A 17,919-nucleotide genomic window follows, 5' to 3' on the forward strand; every position below is an offset into this window, starting at 1 on the left:
GACATCGATTTTATTTTTTATTATTGCTGGTTGCCGTGATGGGTGTTTATTAACGCGATTCGTCCGAAATGCGATGTGATTATTTATTCGAATTCGGTATTGATCCCGGGCAGCGATCCGCAGCGGGCGCCATGCCGGCGCGGCAGGCGTTTCAAGGCAGCCCGCCGGTGAGCCGATTCATGCGTGGCCGGCATGGCGGGCCGCTTTTGCCGCCGCTTCCGCCTTCGCGTCAGCGCACCGTTTCGCCGAACTGCAGCGCCGCCAGCTGCGCGTAGAGCGGCGAACTCGTCAGCAGCTCCGCGTGCCGGCCCTGCGCCACGATGCGCCCGTGCTCGAGCACCACGATCCGGTCGGCCTGCTGCACGGTGGCCAGCCGGTGCGCGATCACCAGCGTCGTGCGGTTCTGCGCGGCGTTGTCGAGCGCCTGCTGCACGAGCCGTTCGCTGGCCGCGTCGAGCGCGCTGGTCGCCTCGTCGAGCAGCAGGATCGGCGGATTCTTCAGGATCGCCCGCGCGATCGCGATGCGCTGCCGCTGCCCGCCCGACAGCCTCACGCCGCGCTCGCCGAGGAACGTGTCGTAGCCTTGCGGCAGGTCCTCGATGAAGTCGGCGGCCGCGGCCATCCCGGCGGCGCGCTTCACGTCGTCGAGCGTGGCTTCGGGCATCCCGTAGCGGATGTTCTCGAGTACGCTGCCGGAAAAGATCACCGATTCCTGCAGCACCACGCCGACGGCCCGCCGCAGCGCGTCGAGCGGCACCTCGCGGGTGGCGACGCCGTTGATCGTGATGCGCCCCGCGCGCGGATCGTAGAAGCGCAGCAGCAGCTGGAACAGCGTGGTCTTGCCGGCGCCGGACGGCCCCACCAGCGCCACGTGTTCGCCCTCGCGCACGTCGAGCGAAATCCCCGCCAGCGCGTCGATGCCGGGCCGCGACGGATACGAGAAGCTGACGTCCTCGAAGCGGATGCCCGTGCCCCGCATCGGCAGCGGCACGGTCCGGCCGGCCTCCAGCACCGGCGAGCGCGCCGCCAGCAGCTGCAGCAGCCGCTCGGTCGCGCCGGCCGCGCGCTGCAGGTCGCCCCATACCTCGGCCACCGCGCCCACCGCGCCGGCCGTCAGCACCGCGTAGAGAATGAACTGCGAGAGCTGCCCCGCGCTCATGGTGCCGGCCAGCACCGCCTGCGCGCCCAGCCACAGCACGAACACGATGGCGCTGAACACCAGCACGATCACCACGCCCGTCAGCCAGGCGCGCGCCCGGATGCGCCGCAGCGCCGTGTCGAACGCGGTTTCCACCGCGTCGCCGAAGCGCCCGGCCTCGAACGCCTCCTGCCGGTACGACTGCACGGTCGGCATCGCGTTGAGCACCTCGCCCGCCAGCGCGCTGGCGTTCGCCACCGTGTCCTGGCTCGCGCGCGACAGCCGCCGCACCCGGCGTCCAAAAATAACGACGGGCGCGACCACCACCACCAGCGTGCCGATGATGTAGCCGGACAACACCGGGCTCGTCACCACCAGCATCGCGAGGCCGCCCAGCAGCATGAAGAAGTTGCGCATGCCGAGCGACAGGCTGGTGCCCACCACGGCCTGGATCAGCGTGGTGTCGGTGGTCAGCCGCGACAGCACTTCGCCCGTTTGCGTGGTTTCGAAGAACTGCGGGCTCATCCTCACCACGTGGCCGTACACGGCGCGCCGCAGGTCCGCCGTCACGCGCTCGCCGAGCCACGAGACCAGATAGAAGCGCAGCGCCGTGGCCCCGGCCAGCACCAGCGCCACCGCGAACAGCGCGATGAAGTAGCGGTCGACGTGGGCCGGGTCGCCGCCCGCGAAACCGCGGTCGATCAGGTACTTGAACGCCACCGGCAGCACCAGCGTCGCGCCGGCCGAGGTCACCAGCGCGAGGAACGCGAGCGCCCAGCGTCCGGCATACGGGCGCATGAACGGCAGCAGGGAGAACAGCGGGCCGATGCGGGCGGCACGGGGAGCGGCGTCTGACACGGATTTTCCTGGGAAGCGGCGAACAAGGGGGATTGTGCCTGCGCCGGATGGCGCGGGGGAGGTGGCCGGCGCGGCACGCGTTCGGCGTGGCCGGCGCGGGCCGCGTGCGCTCAATACGCGAAATGCTCGTCCGCGCGCGGGCAGGTCTCGCGGTAGAGCCGGCGCGCGAGCCGCGCGGCGGCGTCGAGCAGCGAGACGCCGGCCGCCGTCAGCGTCGGCCGCCGCGCCTCGCCCGCGGACGGTTCGAGCGAGATCAGCTGGCGATCGCGCAGCGTCTCCAGCTCGGTGCGGGCCAGGTCGAGCTGGTCGGGCGCGTTGCGCACCAGCATCAGCGTGGCCAGTTCGTGTGGACTCAACATGGTCAGGTTCCTCGGATTCCTCGGCGCCGATGCGTCAGCGCACCTTGACGAGCGTGATGGCGCGCTCGGGGCAGGCCGGCACGCACAGCCCGCAGCCGCGGCACGCGTCGGCGTTCGGCGCGTAGGCCACGCGCATGCCATGCACGCGCAGCTTGAAGCGCTGCATCAGGCCGAGCCGCCGGTAATCGGCGTCGTCGATGCGGCGGATCTCGAACACGTCCTCCGGGCAGACCACGGCGCAGTCGGTCTTGCCTTCGCAGCGCGCGAAGTCGACCGACGGCGCGATCACGCCGGGCGGCTGCTTGCAGGCGGCGGTGGTGGTGGTGACGTCGCGGCTCATGCGCCGGTCCCTCCGTCGCGGCGCGCGGCTGCGTCCATCGCGCCGCGCAGCCGGTCGCGTTCGTCCTGCGTCATGCGCTGCCAGTGGTGCCAGTGCTTGCGCTCGCGGCAGCCGCCGTGGCCGCGAAAGCCGCCGAACAGGATCCGGCTCAGCACCAGCAGGCCGATCGCGTGCGGATAGTCGATCGCGTGCGCGCCCGCCACGAGTTCGGGCACCACCCAGTTCCACAGCCCCATCACGATGCGTCCCAGCACGGCCACCACCACCACGAGCAGCAACAGCTTGGCGATGAATTTGCGTCGATGCCTCATCATTCAGTTCTCCTTTGCTTCAATTTCCGAATTCGTCGTAGACGGGCTGCAGTCGCTTGCGCAGATGCAGCACCGCGTACCGCTTGCGGGCCAGCAGCGTGTTGACGCTCGTGCCGGTGGCCGCGGCCAGCTCCTTGAAACTGCGCCCGTCGAGTTCGTGGGCGATGAACACCTCGCGCTGGCCGGGCGGCAGCTCGTCGAGCGCGGCGCGCAGCGTGTCGAGCAGCGCGGCGCGTTCGTAGGCGGCCTCCGGGCCGTCGGTCGAGGCGGGCAGCGCGAGGTCGAGCCGGCAGGCCTCGTCGTCGTCGCCGGCGGGCTCGGGCAGCGGCGCCTCCTTCTTCTTGCGGAAGCGGTCGATGATCCGGTTGCGTGCGACGCGAAACAGCCACGCGCCGATCTGCTCGATCGACTCCGGCAGCCGGTACGCCTCGACCATCTCCTCGAACACGTCCTGCAGGATGTCCTCGGCCTCGTCCTGGTCGAGCACGCGCCGGCGGATGAAATTGCGCAGCCTCGGCCGCTCGCGGGCGACGGCGTCGGCGATTTCACGGTCCTGCGCGGTCGGCGGGGGCGGGGTGGGCGGCGGTTCCATACCCGTGTTGACGAATCAGGAAGGGAAATATTGTGGCGCGGGCGGCCACTTCGCCGAAAATTTTCGGGTGGGGGGAACGAGAGCGATTCGCGCGTCGGCGGAAGAGGGGAGTGTGAGGAGGAGCGGGCAGCCGGACGCCGCCCGCGCGGCTTCCCTAGCCGCGCCGCGCCACCAGCGCCGATACCATCTGCGAGGCTTCCAGCAGCGGTTCGAGGAATTCCTTTACCATTTGTCTCGCCGTATGCCGCTGGGCGTTGCCGCTGATGTTCATCGCCGCGATCACCTTGCCGCGGCGGTTGCGGATCGGCGCCGACAGCGAGATCAGCCCGCCCTCGAGTTCCTGGTCGACGATCGCCCAGCCCTGCTTGCGCACGGTGGCGATCTCGGCCTTCAGCGCGGCCGGATCGGTCAGCGTGCGCGGCGTGTGCGCCGCGATCGGGCTGCGCGCGAGCACCTCGTCGAGCGCGGCCTCGTCGAGCGAGGACAGCAGCACGCGCCCCATCGACGTGCAGTAGGCCGGCAGCCGGCTGCCGATCGACAGGTTGATGGTCATGATCTTGTGGGTCGGCACGCGCAGCACGTAGACGATCTCGGTGCGGTCGAGCACGGCCGCCGAACAGCTTTCGTGGATGCGCGCGGACAGCTGCTCCATCACCGGCTCGGCGAGGTTCCAGAACGGCATCGAGGTCAGGTACGCGAAGCCCAGATCGAGGATCTTCGGCGTGAGCCGGAACAGCCGGCCGTCGGCCTCCACGTAGCCGAGCGTCTGCAACGTCAGCAGGATGCGCCGCGCGCCGGCGCGCGTGAGGCCGGTGGCGGCGGCAACCTCGGTCAGCGTCTGCTCGGGATGTTCGGCGTCGAACGCGCGGATCACGGCGAGGCCGCGCGCGAACGACTGGACATAGGAATCGCCGGGTTTGGCCTGAAGGTCGTCGGTGCTCATGAGTCGGGGCAAGGTCGTGCAACGCTAGAGAGTAGCGCATGGGGTCGGGTCGCGCCAACCGCGGCGGCATGGGCGGCGACATGCGCGGCCGCCACCCGCAAGCTTGACATGCCCCCGGCCCGCTCCCTATGATCACGTCACTCGTTCGATATTCGATCTTATGTTCGTATAAAGAACATTTTGACGCAACCCCGGCGCCCCGCCGCGAGCCTTCCGGTGCGCGCCCCTTCCGATGATGTTCCGGAGACAACCATGACCGATGCATTCCTCTGCGACGCGATCCGCACCCCGATCGGGCGATACGGCGGCGCGCTGTCGGGCGTCCGGGCCGACGATCTCGGCGCGGTGCCGATCAAGGCGCTCGTCGAGCGCAACCGCGACGTCGACTGGGCCGCGATCGACGACGTGATCTACGGCTGCGCGAACCAGGCCGGCGAGGACAACCGCAACGTGGCGCGCATGTCGGCGCTGCTGGCGGGCCTGCCGCAGGCCGTGCCGGGCTCGACCGTGAACCGGCTGTGCGGCTCGGGCATGGACGCGATCGGCATCGCCGCGCGCGCCATCAAGTCCGGCGAGGCCGGCCTGATGATCGCGGGCGGCGTGGAGAGCATGAGCCGCGCGCCGTTCGTGATGGGCAAGGCGAGCAGCGCGTTCTCGCGCCAGGCCGAGATCTTCGACACGACCATCGGCTGGCGTTTCGTGAACCCGCTGATGAAGCAGCAATACGGCGTCGATTCGATGCCGGAGACGGGCGAGAACGTCGCGACCGACTACGCGGTGAGCCGCGCCGACCAGGACGCGTTCGCGCTGCGCAGCCAGCAGAAGGCGGCGCGCGCGCAGCAGGACGGCTCGCTCGCGCAGGAAATCGTCGCGGTCACGATCGCGCAGAAGAAGGGCGACCCGCTGGTGGTCTCGCGCGACGAGCATCCGCGCGAGACCTCGCTCGAAGCGCTCGCGAAGCTCAAGGGCGTGGTGCGCCCGGACGGCACCGTGACGGCCGGCAACGCCTCGGGCGTCAACGACGGCGCCTGCGCGCTGCTGGTGGCCAACGAGGAGAACGCGAAGCGCCACGGCCTGGTGCCGCGTGCGCGGATCCTCGGCATCGCCACCGCCGGCGTCGCGCCGCGCGTGATGGGCATCGGCCCGGCGCCGGCCACCCAGAAGCTGCTCGCGCGGCTCGGCATGACGATCGACCAGTTCGACGTGATCGAGCTGAACGAGGCGTTCGCCTCGCAGGGCCTCGCGGTGCTGCGCCTGCTCGGCGTGGGCGACGACGATCCGCGCGTGAACCCGAACGGCGGCGCGATCGCGCTCGGCCACCCGCTCGGCGCCTCGGGCGCGCGGCTCGTGACCACGGCGATGTATCAGCTGCACCGCACCCACGGCCGCTTCGCGCTCTGCACGATGTGCATCGGCGTCGGCCAGGGCATCGCGCTCGCGATCGAGCGCGTCTGAGCCCGGGGCGGCGGCGCCGCCCGCTCCCCTCCTTCTCGTCGATTTCCCCTCGTCCGCGTTCGCGCGGCGCTCGACGGCAGCCCGCCTCCCTGGCCCGGCTGCCGTTTTTTCATGGTTTCGCGCCGGCGGCCGGATCTCGCGCCCAGCTTGAAGATCCGGCCCAACATCCAGGCCGCGCAGGCAACATCTGTCTGCAAAAAATCAATTTCCCTTGACGTGAATCAAAAACAGGATGGTTTTGACATGTTTTTGCCCGGAAAGGGTAAGGTTTTGGCTCCGGCTGCCGTCAAAAAAGAAGATAGGCCCGTGGCCGTCGCGGCGCGATGAGACGCGCCGGCGGCCGACCCCGACACCGACCCAAAGAGAAGACACGGCCGCGCGCGCCGTGCCCCGGAGCAGCGAATGCGCAATAACCAGCCGGTCACGCAGCACGAATACGAATTCCCGGAAGACTCGACGCTGATGTCGACGACCACCGCCAACGGCACGATCACCTACGCGAACGCCACGTTCGTCCAGATCAGCGGCTACTCGGCCGAGGAGATCGTGGGCTCGCCGCACAACGTCGTCCGCCATCCGGACATGCCGCGCGAGGCGTTCGCGGACATGTGGGCCACCATCCAGGGCGGCGAGCCGTGGATGGCGCTCGTCAAGAACCGCCGCAAGAACGGCGATCACTACTGGGTGCGCGCCAACGCGGTGCCGCTGATGCGCAACGGCCAGCCGCAGGGCTACATGTCGGTGCGCACCAAGGCGTCACGCGAGGAGATCGAGGGGGCCGAGGCGCTCTACGCCGATTTCCGCGAGGGCCGCACGCGCGGGCGGCGTTTCTACAAGGGGCTGGTGGTGCGCGGCGGGATCGGCCGACTCGGCTCGCTGCTGAAGACGATCTCGGTACGCACGCGGATGTACGGGCCGCTCGTCGCGCTGGTGCCGGTGGTGGCGGCCGGCGCCTGGGCGAGCGGCGTGACGGGCGCGGCGCTGGCGGGCGTGGCGGGCTCCGCGGCGGTGGCCGCGGGCCTCGTCGCGGCCTGGCTCGACGTGCAGATCGCGCAGCCGCTGCGCGCGGTGCGGCAGCGCGCGCTGGACGTGGCGACCGGCGAGAACCGCAGCGGCCCGGCCGTCACGCGCGTCGACGAGATCGGCATGACGCTGCGCACGATCGACCAGCTCGGGCTGATGTTCCGCTGGCTGGTGGACGACGTCAGCGAGCAGGTGCTGAACGTGCAGCGCGCGAGCAGCGAGATCGCGCAGGGCAACAACGACCTGAGCGCGCGCACCGAGCAGGCGGCCACCGCCGTGCAGCAGACCGCCTCGTCGATGGCCGAGATGACGGCCACGGTATCGAACAACGCGGCCACCGCCTCGCAGGCGAACCAGCTCGCGGTGTCGGCCAGCGACGCGGCCGCGCGCGGCGGCCATTCGGTGGGCGAGATCGTCGGCACCATGAACGAGATCACCGACAGCTCGCGGCGCATCGCCGACATCATCGGCGTGATCGACGGCATCGCGTTCCAGACCAACATCCTGGCGCTGAACGCGGCGGTGGAAGCCGCGCGGGCCGGCGAGCAGGGGCGCGGCTTCGCGGTGGTGGCGGGCGAGGTGCGCGCGCTCGCGCAGCGCAGCGCGAACGCGGCCAAGGAGATCAAGACGCTGATCGAGAACAGCGTCGAGCGCGTGGCGTCGGGCGCGCGGCGCGTGGATGACGCGGGCCGCGCGATGGACGACCTCGTCCTCCAGGTCAAGCGCGTGGCGGACCTGATCGCCGAGATCAGCTCGTCCACCTCCGAACAGAGCGTAGGCGTGGAGCAGGTCGATCGCGCGGTGATCGACCTCGACAACATCACGCAGCAGAACGCGGCGCTCGTCGAGCAGAGCGCGGCCGCCTCCGAGAGCCTGCGCCAGCAGGCCACCTCGCTGGTCGACGCGGTCGGCGTGTTCCGCTGAACCTGCACGCGCAGCCGGATCGGCCGGCTCGCGCCATCGCACCGGGGACACGAGGATGGCAACCTATCGGGACATTCAGGCGTTCGTGAAGGAGCGCTACGGCATCGACGCGCAGAGCGCCTGGATCGCGCATGTGAAGGAACTGAACGGACTGCCGGTAAAGAGCCGGCGCACCTCGATCCGGATCAAGTCGTGCCCCGAACAGTGGCGCGCCGCGATCGAGGAGGCGATGCGCCACTTCGGCTGGCTGCACGCGGTGGCCGTGGGCGCGGCCGATGAAGCGGGCGCGGCGCGCGCGCCATGAAAAAACGCCTTCGCGGCCTGCTGCGCGAAGGCGTTTCGTATCTGCCGTAGCCGCCGCATCGGTGACGGAGTGGCCGGCTCACCCCCGAGGCTCACACCCCCATGCACAGATACTTGATCACGACGTAGTCGTCGATCCCGTAGTGCGAGCCCTCGCGGCCCATCCCCGACTGCTTGACGCCGCCGAACGGCGCGACCTCGTTCGAGATCAGCCCGGTGTTGATGCCCACCATGCCGTACTCGAGCGCCTCGGCCACGCGCCAGACGCGGCCGATGTCGCGGCTGTAGAAGTAGGCGGCGAGGCCGAACTCGGTGTCGTTCGCGAGCGCCACCACCTCGTCGTCCGAGGTGAAGCGCAACAGCGGCGCGAGCGGGCCGAAGGTTTCCTCCCTCGCGACCTTCATGTCGGACGTGACGCCGGTCAGCACGGTCGGCTCGAAGAAGCCGTGGCCGAGCGCGTGGCGCTTGCCGCCGGTGGTCACGCGCGCGCCCCTGGCGAGCGCGTCCTCGATATGCGCCTCCACCTTCAGCACGGCCGCCTCGTTGATCAGCGGGCCTTGCGCCACGCCGGCCTCGGTGCCGCGGCCGACCTTGAGCTGCCCGACGGCCGCGCGCAGCTTGTCGGCGAACGCGTCGTAGACCTTGTCGTGGACGTAGAAGCGGTTGGTGCAGACGCAGGTCTGGCCGCTGTTGCGGTACTTCGAGGCGATCGCGCCGGCCACGGCCGCGTCCAGGTCGGCGTCGTCGAACACGATGAATGGCGCGTTGCCGCCCAGTTCGAGCGAGACCTTCTTGACGGTCGGCGCGCACTGCGCCATCAGCAGCCGGCCGATCGGCGTGGAGCCCGTGAACGAGAGCTTGCGCACCGTGGGGTTGCCGGTCAGCTCGCCGCCGATCGCCTTCGGCTCGCCCGTCACCACGCTGAACACACCGGCCGGCACGCCCGCGCGCTCGGCCAGCACGGCCAGCGCGAGCGCCGAGAACGGCGTGGCCTCGGCCGGCTTGACCACGATCGGGCAGCCGGCCGCGAGCGCCGGGCCGGCCTTGCGCGTGATCATCGCGGCCGGGAAATTCCACGGCGTGATCGCCGCGCAGACCCCCACCGGCTCCTTGACCACCACGATGCGCCTGTCGCCGGCCGGCGTCGGGATCGTGTCGCCGTACACGCGCTTGCCTTCCTCGGCGAACCACTCGATGAACGACGCGGCGTACTGGATCTCGCCCTTCGCCTCGGCGAGCGGCTTGCCCTGCTCGGTGGTGAGGATCAGCGCGAGGTCGTCGGCGTGCGCGAGCATCAGCTCGTACCACTTGCGCAGGATCGCGGCGCGCTCCTTCGCGGTGCGCTTGCGCCACGCCGGCCAGGCGGCGTTGGCCGCCTCGATCGCGCGGCGCGTCTCGGCCGCGCCGGCCAGCGGCGCGGTGCCGATCAGCTCGCCGGTAGCGGGGTTGCGGACCTCGAACGCGGCGCCGGTCGCGGCGTCCTGCCATTCGCCGGCGAAATAGGCCTGCTGACGGAACAGCGACGGGTCCTTCAGTGCGGAGGTGAATGCGGTGCTCATGTGATGTCCCGTGAAACCGATGCAAAACGCCGCGTCCCGGACGAATGAACGGACGCGGCGTGGCGGATGCAAGGCAGGTCACCTGCCCTGGGTGGGTTGGCCTCAGGCGGCGACGCCGACGGTTTCCTTCAGCACTTCGTCGAGGATGCCGAGCGCTTCGTCGAACACGGCGTCCTGGATCGTCAGCGGGAACAGGAAGCGGATCACGTTCGAATGGACGCCGCAGATCAGCAGCAGCAGCCCGCGTTCGAGCGCGCGCGCCTGCACGCGCTTGGTGAAGTCCGCGTCCGGCTCCCGCGTGCCGGCCTTGAAGAACTCGACGGCCACCATCGCGCCCGGGCCGCGCACGTCGACGATTTGCGGCACCTCGGGCCGAAGCGCCAGCAGCTTCGCCTTGAGCTTGTCGCCGAGCGCGACGGCGCGCGCTTCGAGCCGTTCCTCGTCGATGATGTCGAGCACCGCGTGCGCCGCGGCCACCGCGAGCGGGTTGCCCGCGTAGGTGCCGCCGAGGCCGCCCGGCGCCGCCGCGTCCATCACGTCGGCGCGGCCGACCACGCCCGACAGCGGCATGCCGCCCGCGAGGCTCTTGGCCATGGTGGTGAGGTCGGGCAGCACGTCGTGGTGCTGCATCGCGAACAGCTTGCCGGTGCGCGCGAAACCGGTCTGCACTTCGTCGGCGATCAGCACGATCCCGTGTTCGTCGCAGATCCCGCGCAGGCCGCGCACGAAATCGGCCGGCGCCGCGTAGAAGCCGCCTTCGCCCTGCACCGGCTCGAAGATGATCGCGGCCACGCGCTTCGGATCGATGTCGGCCTTGAACAGCAGGTCGATCGCCTTCAGCGAGTCGGCCACGCTCACGCCGTGCAGCGCGTTCGGGTAGGGCGCGTGGAACACGTCGCCCGGGAACGGCCCGAAGTTCAGCTTGTACGGCGCGACCTTGCCGGTCAGCGCCATGCCCATCATGGTGCGGCCGTGGAAGCCGCCCGCGAACGCGATCACGCCGGGGCGGCCGGTGAACGCGCGCGCCATCTTGACGGCGTTCTCGACGGCTTCGGCGCCGGTCGTGAAGAACGCGGCCTTCTTCGCGAAGCTGCCCGGCGCGCGCGCGATGATCTTCTCGGCCAGCTCGACGTAGGACGCGTAGGGGACGATCTGGTAGGCCGTGTGCGTGAACTGCTCGAGTTGCGCGGCGATCGCCTTGACCAGCTTCGGATGGCGGTGGCCCGTGTTCATCACCGCGATGCCGGCCGCGAAGTCGATGAAGCGGCGGCCCTCGACGTCCCACAGTTCGGCGTTCTCGGCGCGCGCGGCGTAGAAATCGCACATCACGCCGACGCCGCGCGGGGTGGCGGCATTCTTGCGGGCTTGCAGATCGGCATTCTTCACGGGATATCTCCTTCCGGTCGACTCGACTCGGTCAAAACAAGGGGCGCGGGGGGCCTCCGACGGACTTGACTATAATCAACTTTGGCTCTGGAAATCAGAGCCATTCTGGTAAATCTATAGGAGCCAATTGTGCGCGCGAGCGTGTTGTCCGACTGGCTGGCGCAGCGCCTCGTGCGAGACGGCGCGCAGCCGATCTACCGTCAGCTGCACCGGCTGCTGCAGCAGGCGATCCTGTCGCGCGAACTGCCGGCCGGCACGCGGGTGCCGTCGTCGCGGCTGCTCGCGGCCGAACTCGGGATCGCGCGCAATACCGTCACGCAGGTCTACGAGCAACTGGTGCTGGAGGGCTACGTGACCTCGGCCACCGGGCGCGGCACGTTCGTGGCCGACAGTTCGCCGGACGAGATCGTCGGCGCGGCCGAGCGGGACGAAGCGGGCGGCGGCGCGGGCGGCAAGGGCGGCGGCGCGGGGGCGCGGCGGCCGGGGCGGGCAGGGGCGGGCGCGGCGGCGGCCGATGTCGCGGCGAACCCGGGCGGTGCGGGCGGTTCGCCGGCACCGCCGCCGGTGCGCTCGGCGGCCGGGGCGCTGTCGGTGCGCGGCGCGCGGCTGGTGGCCGGCGCGGGCGTGTCGAAGCGCCAGGGCGGCGCGTTCATGCCCGGCGTGCCCGACGTGTCGCGCTTCCCGGCGCGCGTCTGGATGCGCCTGCACAACAAGTACTGGCGGCGCCTGCGCCCCGACCTGCTGACCTATGCGCCGGGCGGCGGCCTCGCCTCGCTGCGCGAGGCGCTGGCCGATTACCTGCGCACCTCGCGCTCGGTGCGCTGCACGCCCGAACAGATCGTGATCACCACCGGCATCCACCAGTCGATCGATCTGGCGGTGCGGCTGCTGACCGATCCCGGCGACGCGATCTGGACCGAGGACCCGTGCTACTGGGGCATGCGCAGCGTGCTGCAGGTGTCGGGGCTGACCACGCGGCCGATCGCCGTCGACGACGAGGGCATCGCGCCCGGCGCCGCCGATCTCGCGGCGCCGCCGAAGCTGATGCTCGTCACGCCCTCGCATCAGTATCCGCTCGGCATGGTGATGAGTCTCGCACGGCGGCGCATGCTGCTCGAATACGCACGCCAGCACGGCGCCTGGATCATCGAGGACGACTACGACAGCGAGTTCCGCTACGGCAGCCGGCCGCTCGCGTCGCTGCAGGGGCTCGACACGAGCGGGCAGGTGATCTACGTGGGCAGCTTCGGCAAGACGCTGTTCCCGGGGCTGCGCGTCGGCTATCTGGTCGCGCCGGAGCCGCTCGCCGAGAGCTTCGCCACCGCGAGCGCCGAGCTCTATCGCGAAGGGCAGCTGCTGCAGCAGGCGGTGCTGGCCGAGTTCATCGCCGAAGGCCATTTCGTGTCGCATATCCGCAAGATGCGCGCGCTTTACGGGCTGCGCCGCCAGACCCTGCTCGACGTGCTCGCGCGCCGCTACGGCGACGCGCTGCCGGCGATGGGCGGCGATGCGGGGCTGCATCTCGTGATGCGCCTGCCCGACGGCGCCGATGATCACGCGGTCGCGCGCGCGGCGCTCGAACGCAACATCGTGGTGCGCGCGCTGTCGGGCTATTACGCCGATGCGTCGCGTGCGGCGCCGGGGCTGCTGCTCGGCTACGCCTGCGTCCACGAGGACGAGATCGGCGCGGCGTTCGACACGCTCGCGCAGGCGATTGATGAAGTTGTGTTCGCCCGGCGCGACGGGTGAGCGGATCGCCGTGCCGGTTGCCGGGCGTGTTGCGATGGAATGAACGTGGCGGCGTGCCCGTTCCGTGCTGAAAACCGGTCCTCCGGTTTCGGAGCGGGACGGCTTCGCGTGCAACGATCCGCCCGTCGCGATGCCGGCGACGATGGATGACGCCGCGCAATTCCAATGCGGTTGGCCGTCGTTGCCGGCGTGGCGCCCGGTGTCGACCCGAACCAGGTCAAGCAGGCGGCGCTTGCGTGCCGCTATGCTTGTGGCACGGTTTGCGGCGCGGCGGATCACGCGCGATCGATCCGCCCCGCACGGCTGCATCGCCATGCATCATCGGTGCCACGGCGGCCTTGCGAAGCCCGGCGGCGCGCTGCCCGTCTCGCGGTTTTGCCGGCTCGTGCGCCGCTGCGCCTCGCAGCGCGGCACGACGTTTCCGGCTTCGTCATGATCCTGTCGATGAAACGGCGTATCCGCATCTTGCGATGCATCGGTATCGACGCATGCATTGAATTTGGACTCCTATGGAATTGAAGACGCTCTGGCTCTGCATGGCGCTGGTGTTTCTGGTGTTCGGCCTGGCCGTCCTGCTGAAACCGCAATGGTTCCTGCCCTGTGCATGGACGCTGTATCCGCATCACATCACCCCGGAGACGATCGCGCACTTGCAAGGCGAATCCGAGGCCGGGCAGGGCGGCGAAGCGGGCGCGGCCGGGGCTGTCGCATTCGGCACGGGCGACGGCGAGCCGGCCGTGTCGCCGGTCGCGTCCCCGCTCGCGCCGCGCGAGGGCAGCCGCGCCACGTTGCGAGACCTGGCGGCCCGCTGACGCGAGTCTCCCGCGCCTCGCGGCACCGGCGGCGGCTTGGCCCGGCACGCCCATGCCGGCATAGTCGAAGTCGCGCCCACACGCCCCACGCCCCCCGGCCAGCCCGGCGTGCCGGAACGTTCCCGGACCGCGCGGGCGCCGGTTGAGAGCGGGCCGGGGGCATGTCGCTCCAAATTCATCGACCACGGCGACCTCGCTCGGTATACCCTTCCAGACATCGACCGTCTCCGGGCTGTCCCCCCGGGGCGGCTTGCGTCTCCCGCGCGCGGCAGCCGTTGCCGTGCTCGATGCGGCGGGGCCGGTGCGGATCGGGGTGGCGGCCCAGGTTTCCGGCTCGACCGAGGTGGCCCCGCGGGCCAGGGCTCGCGTGCCCGGTTGAATCGCATCGGCGGGCCGGGCTGGCCGCAACGGAAAACGTCGGCGCGCCGACATCGACGAAACAACCGGCACGCCGGTATCGAGGAAGATAATGCGACCAACGGAAAAAACAGAAGGGCATGCGTCGAATGTCGTCGAGAGGCTGTTCGAACACGGTCTGTTCGCGAGCCGCTGGGTGCTGGCACCGATCTACGCGGGCCTGGCGCTCGGGATGGTCATGTTGCTGATCAAGTTTTGCCAGGAGTTCTGGCATCTGGCCACGACGCTGCTCGGCAGTGAAGTCGAAGACGTCATCCTGGGGGTGCTGTCGCTCGTCGACCTCTCGCTGATGGCCAACCTGCTGCTCATGATCATATTCGGCGGTTATCAGAGTTTCGTGTCCCGGCTGAAGCTCGGTGGTCATGAGGACACGCCGGAATGGATCGGCCATGTCGGATTCACCGACATCAAGCTGAAACTGATGGCGTCGATCGTGGCGATATCGGCGATCGAGGTGCTGCGGGGATTCCTGTCGCTCGACAAGGTCGGGCTGACGACGATCGTCTGGGGGATCGCTGTGCATATGACTTTCGTGTTGTCCGCGGTCCTGCTCGCGGGGATGGACTGGATCACCGCCAAGACCCGCGCGATCAAGTGAGTCGGACGATTCATGCGCGCCGCGCGCTCGACGGGACCGTGTCGACGGCGGCCGCGCAGCAGCCGCGTCGCGGACCGGGCCGCGCTGCCGGCGGCGGCAGGCAGCCGTGAAGACAGCGCCGCAGCGGCGACGGCCTTCCGCCATCACGCGCGGGGCCGCCGGCTTCGCGCGGCGATGCCCTGGCCATGCCGGCCTTGCGACGCGAGCGGGCATGCGCCGCCTCGCAGCGTGCCGACGCGGGCCGCGGCGTCACACCCGTGCCTTACGCCCGGCGTGGAAACGGCGCGCGAATCGTCATGACGATTTCCCTTCCAGCAGGTCTCCTATCATCTTGAGAAGTCGATCAAAAGCGAGCGGCTTGCGTGCGTAGGCGATCAGCGAATTCGGCTGCGGCGGGATATCGTCGCGCGAACTGCAGAGGATGATCGGTACGTCGCGCCATGCCGGTTCGGCCGCCAGGGCGGCGCACACGTCCGCTCCCGACATCTCCGGCATCATGAAGTCGGTCACGACCAGATCCGGCCGTTGCGCCCTGATTGCCTCGAGCGCCGCCACGCCGTTGGGCGCCGTGAGTACGCGATAGCCGGCCTGCGTCAAGAGCAGGCGCCACACCACCAGCACATCGAATTCGTCGTCTACAAGCAGGATTGTTTTCATCTGTCGCTAGTGTCCGTTCCATGGCGATTCGGGCTCATCGCCCCTTCGCGGGGAATACGCCAGGCGTGGGGAAGAGCGTTGGTCCGTCCGCGATGCCCAGACCTTCCGGTGTGATGGCAAGCTCGCGCACCGAAGTGTCGTGGGCGCTCTCGCGCTGCTTGACCACCGATAACGTGCGTCGCAACTGGCCGTCGCTGTCGGCGTAGTGCAGCACGATCAGGTTCTCGGCCAGCGCGCAGAGCCGATCGCTCCTGCCGTTCGACGGTTCCGGATAGAGCGGCAGTTCCTCGATCACCAGCATGGTGACGCCGGCGTCGCGTAATGCATGGGTGAACGCGTTCAGGAACAGGCCGAAGCGTGCCGGGCGCAGCGCGGAATCGCGAAACCCCTCCATGCCGTCGATCACGAGCCGGGAGGCGCCGAGCCGCTGGATCAGCGCGAGCGTGTTGGCGGCCAGTTCGTCCACCTCGAGCTCGACGGCCGGCTGCCACTGCATCGACAGGCGCCCGTCGGCGAATGCCTCGCGCAGCCGGATGCCGACCGTCTCGGCCTTGCCGATCAGCCGCTGCGGCGATTCGTAGAAGCCGAGGTAGACCACCTTCTCGTCGCGCGCGACGCCGGCCTTCAGGAACTGCAGCGCGAGCAGCGTCTTGCCGACCCCGGACGGCCCCATCACCGTGGTGACGGATCCACGCACGAAGCCGCCGCCGAGCAGGTGGTCGAGATGCGGCAGGCCGGTATCGAGCCGCTGGTGCAGGTCGCGCTCGTCCTCGAGGTTCGCGAAGCGCGCCTCGAGACGCGGGTACATCGCGTGGCCGCCCGAGGTGATCCGGAAGAAGTGGCGGCCCAGCAGGTGGTTGCGCGCGCGCATCTTGTGGACCTCGATCTCGCGCGCGCGGCGCATGCCGCCGTCGGTATAGCGGTTCAGCTCGATCAGGCCGTCCACCAGCGTGTGCTCGGGATGCGGCTCGTTGCCCGACAGCGGCGCGAGCAGCAGCGTGGTGCAGCCCATCGCGGCCACCAGCGCGTTCAGCTCGTGGATGAACTTCGACAGCGACAGCTCGGTTTCGCTGAATTCGCGCGCGCTGCGAAAGCCGTCCACGATCAGCAGGCCGGGCCGGTAGTTCGCGAGGCTCGCCGCGATCAGCCTCAGGAAGCCGTCGAGGCCGTCCTGCATCAGTTCGTGATAACCCGACACGAACATCATCTTCTGCGCGACGGCGGCCGGATCGAAGAAATCGAGCGCGCGCAGGTGGCCGAGCAGCTTGTCGTGCGACTCGGCGATCAGCGTCATGTAGAGCACGCGGTCGCCCTGGCGCACGCGATGGAAGCCGATCTGGCTCGACAGGATGGTCTTGCCCGCGCTGGCCATCCCCTCGATCAGATAAAGGCCGCCACGCACGAAGCCGCCGCCGAGGATCTCGTCGAAGCCCGGCACGCCCGTCTCCACGTTTTCCAATGGCTCGATGTCGGGGGATGCCGATCCGTCATCGGACGGCGCGGAATCCGGACTTCGATGCGGGGGGCGGTGTCTCGAGTCGTCTAATGTCATGTGCAGTCACCTGTTTGCGCGAGGGCTTCAGGATGCGAACGCAAGCGCGGGCGGCGTGCCGTTCGCTCGGGTTTCTGTAAAAACTACAGGCCGATCGCATCTTCGGGCCGCGAAGATGCTCCAGACAGCCGGTTCTCCAGTCCTGCTCGAAGTGCGCAAGAAACGGGCCGCGGACGGCACGCGGCTGCCGCAAGTTCGTTGTGACCGTGCGGGATCCGGGGTGCATGGGCTCGCGCTTGCCGGCACGGCAACTCGCGAGCCGTGCGCATTTCCGCCGGTCTCGCCCGGGCAGTGGAGCGGCGTCGAAGCCGAAATCGGGCGCGTCGATGATTCGTCTGCGCTTGGTGCGTCGGCCGCTGGCCGGTGGGCTCAAGCGGTTTGCGACCTCCAGGTCAGACTTCGTGCCGAGGGGGTGCAGCGGGCTCGAGCCGGCCGAGTTCGAGCGGGAGGTCGCGCTTCATGCTCGACACGACCGCGCACTGCCACCTGCCAAAGCATTGGCCCGAAGCCGTCGCGCAGCGATTCGCGTGGTGCCATGTCGGAGGTGGGGGCGGGTCCGCGATCTCTTCTGGCGGACCCGAATGCGGCGCGGCAGCCTCCACGCAGCGCGCGCCACAATCCCGCGGTGCCGTTCGACGCCGCCGAGGTGAGGCCCATGAGCCGATGCGCGAGGCCGCGCGGGATCGGGGAAACGACGCTCCCGACACACTGTTCGCCGCACACGCCGCCGCGCCGGATATGACGCCGGCGACCAACAACGAGCGCGGCTTTGCCGATTACCGGCGCATCGAGATCGAAAAGCGGATGAGGGATTGAGGCAACGGAGCGGCATGGAACACATCGCGGCGAAGGCGAACTGCGGGGTCATGCAACCGGCAACGTACCGACGGTCCTGTGTCGAGTTCGCGGTGCGGGGGCCATGCCGGTTCGACGTCGGGCGCGT

General features: G+C 69.6%; 18 protein-coding genes. 8 read left to right on the forward strand and 10 right to left on the reverse strand.

Features of this window, described 5'->3' with window-relative positions:
* Window positions 1–229: 229 nt before the first annotated feature.
* The 6 genes from bpln_RS19980 to bpln_RS20005 form a co-directional block, all read right to left on the reverse strand.
* Window positions 230–1,996 (reverse strand): ABC transporter transmembrane domain-containing protein, encoded by a 1,767-nt coding sequence (locus bpln_RS19980; RefSeq protein ID WP_055139778.1) that lies wholly within the window; start codon window positions 1,994–1,996, stop codon window positions 230–232.
* 110 nt (window positions 1,997–2,106) lie between these two features.
* Complete coding sequence (locus bpln_RS19985) at window positions 2,107–2,355, reverse strand: hypothetical protein (RefSeq protein WP_042627125.1); 249 nt, start codon at window positions 2,353–2,355, stop codon at window positions 2,107–2,109.
* A 34-nt stretch (window positions 2,356–2,389) separates the two neighbouring features.
* Window positions 2,390–2,695, reverse strand: coding sequence for a 4Fe-4S binding protein (locus tag bpln_RS19990; RefSeq protein WP_055139779.1), 306 nt, complete (start codon window positions 2,693–2,695; stop codon window positions 2,390–2,392).
* Complete coding sequence (locus tag bpln_RS19995; RefSeq protein WP_042629245.1) at window positions 2,692–3,006, reverse strand: hypothetical protein; 315 nt, start codon at window positions 3,004–3,006, stop codon at window positions 2,692–2,694. The genes bpln_RS19990 and bpln_RS19995 overlap by 4 nt, the downstream gene beginning before the upstream one ends.
* Window positions 3,007–3,025: 19 nt before the next feature.
* The gene (locus bpln_RS20000) at window positions 3,026–3,598 is read right to left on the reverse strand and encodes an RNA polymerase sigma factor (protein ID WP_042627127.1); all 573 of its coding nucleotides are present in this window, start codon (window positions 3,596–3,598) and stop codon (window positions 3,026–3,028) included.
* Window positions 3,599–3,752: 154 nt separating this feature from the next.
* Window positions 3,753–4,541 (reverse strand): IclR family transcriptional regulator, encoded by a 789-nt coding sequence (locus bpln_RS20005; protein ID WP_055139780.1) that lies wholly within the window; start codon window positions 4,539–4,541, stop codon window positions 3,753–3,755.
* Window positions 4,542–4,793: 252 nt separating this feature from the next.
* Between bpln_RS20005 and pcaF the strand changes: the two genes are divergently transcribed.
* From pcaF to bpln_RS20020, 4 genes are all read left to right on the forward strand, one after another.
* The gene (gene pcaF / locus bpln_RS20010) at window positions 4,794–5,996 is read left to right on the forward strand and encodes a 3-oxoadipyl-CoA thiolase (protein WP_042627129.1); all 1,203 of its coding nucleotides are present in this window, start codon (window positions 4,794–4,796) and stop codon (window positions 5,994–5,996) included.
* 147 nt (window positions 5,997–6,143) lie between these two features.
* Entirely contained in the window at window positions 6,144–6,323 is a 180-nt protein-coding gene (locus bpln_RS35790; protein ID WP_123863677.1) for a hypothetical protein, read from the forward strand.
* A 75-nt stretch (window positions 6,324–6,398) separates the two neighbouring features.
* Window positions 6,399–7,943: a methyl-accepting chemotaxis protein gene (locus bpln_RS20015; RefSeq protein ID WP_042627130.1), complete on the forward strand. Its 1,545-nt coding sequence runs from the start codon at window positions 6,399–6,401 to the stop codon at window positions 7,941–7,943.
* 55 nt (window positions 7,944–7,998) lie between these two features.
* Window positions 7,999–8,247 carry a hypothetical protein gene (locus tag bpln_RS20020; RefSeq protein WP_055139781.1) on the forward strand — a complete coding sequence of 83 codons (249 nt, stop codon included), beginning with the start codon at window positions 7,999–8,001 and terminating at the stop codon, window positions 8,245–8,247.
* Window positions 8,248–8,338: 91 nt separating this feature from the next.
* On the opposite strand, the gene gabD is transcribed toward bpln_RS20020, so the two are convergent.
* Window positions 8,339–9,805: an NADP-dependent succinate-semialdehyde dehydrogenase gene (gene gabD, locus bpln_RS20025; protein ID WP_055139782.1), complete on the reverse strand. Its 1,467-nt coding sequence runs from the start codon at window positions 9,803–9,805 to the stop codon at window positions 8,339–8,341.
* A gap of 102 nt (window positions 9,806–9,907) precedes the next feature.
* On the reverse strand, window positions 9,908–11,191 hold the full coding sequence (gene gabT / locus bpln_RS20030) for a 4-aminobutyrate--2-oxoglutarate transaminase (RefSeq protein WP_055139783.1): 1,284 nt from the start codon (window positions 11,189–11,191) through the stop codon (window positions 9,908–9,910).
* 129 nt (window positions 11,192–11,320) lie between these two features.
* Between gabT and pdxR the strand changes: the two genes are divergently transcribed.
* The 3 genes from pdxR (at window position 11,321) to bpln_RS20045 (ending at window position 14,767) form a co-directional block, all read left to right on the forward strand.
* Window positions 11,321–12,940, forward strand: coding sequence for a MocR-like pyridoxine biosynthesis transcription factor PdxR (gene pdxR, locus bpln_RS20035; protein WP_055139784.1), 1,620 nt, complete (start codon window positions 11,321–11,323; stop codon window positions 12,938–12,940).
* 509 nt (window positions 12,941–13,449) lie between these two features.
* On the forward strand, window positions 13,450–13,752 hold the full coding sequence (locus bpln_RS20040) for a hypothetical protein (RefSeq protein ID WP_055139785.1): 303 nt from the start codon (window positions 13,450–13,452) through the stop codon (window positions 13,750–13,752).
* A 469-nt stretch (window positions 13,753–14,221) separates the two neighbouring features.
* Window positions 14,222–14,767: a TIGR00645 family protein gene (locus bpln_RS20045; RefSeq protein WP_055139786.1), complete on the forward strand. Its 546-nt coding sequence runs from the start codon at window positions 14,222–14,224 to the stop codon at window positions 14,765–14,767.
* Between the two features lie 294 nt (window positions 14,768–15,061).
* Here the strand turns inward: bpln_RS20045 and bpln_RS20050 are convergent, their stop codons facing one another.
* Window positions 15,062–15,424: a response regulator gene (locus bpln_RS20050; protein WP_055139787.1), complete on the reverse strand. Its 363-nt coding sequence runs from the start codon at window positions 15,422–15,424 to the stop codon at window positions 15,062–15,064.
* A 34-nt stretch (window positions 15,425–15,458) separates the two neighbouring features.
* Window positions 15,459–16,976, reverse strand: a complete 1,518-nt coding sequence (locus bpln_RS20055) for a DUF7125 family protein (protein WP_055139788.1) — start codon at window positions 16,974–16,976, stop codon at window positions 15,459–15,461.
* Between the two features lie 459 nt (window positions 16,977–17,435).
* On the opposite strand from bpln_RS20055, the gene bpln_RS35795 reads away from it, so the two are divergent.
* Window positions 17,436–17,792, forward strand: a complete 357-nt coding sequence (locus tag bpln_RS35795; protein ID WP_148654099.1) for a type II toxin-antitoxin system VapC family toxin — start codon at window positions 17,436–17,438, stop codon at window positions 17,790–17,792.
* Window positions 17,793–17,919: the final 127 nt, after the last annotated feature.

Origin of the sequence: Burkholderia plantarii (genome assembly GCF_001411805.1) — a bacterium.
Lineage (GTDB): Bacteria > Pseudomonadota > Gammaproteobacteria > Burkholderiales > Burkholderiaceae > Burkholderia > Burkholderia plantarii.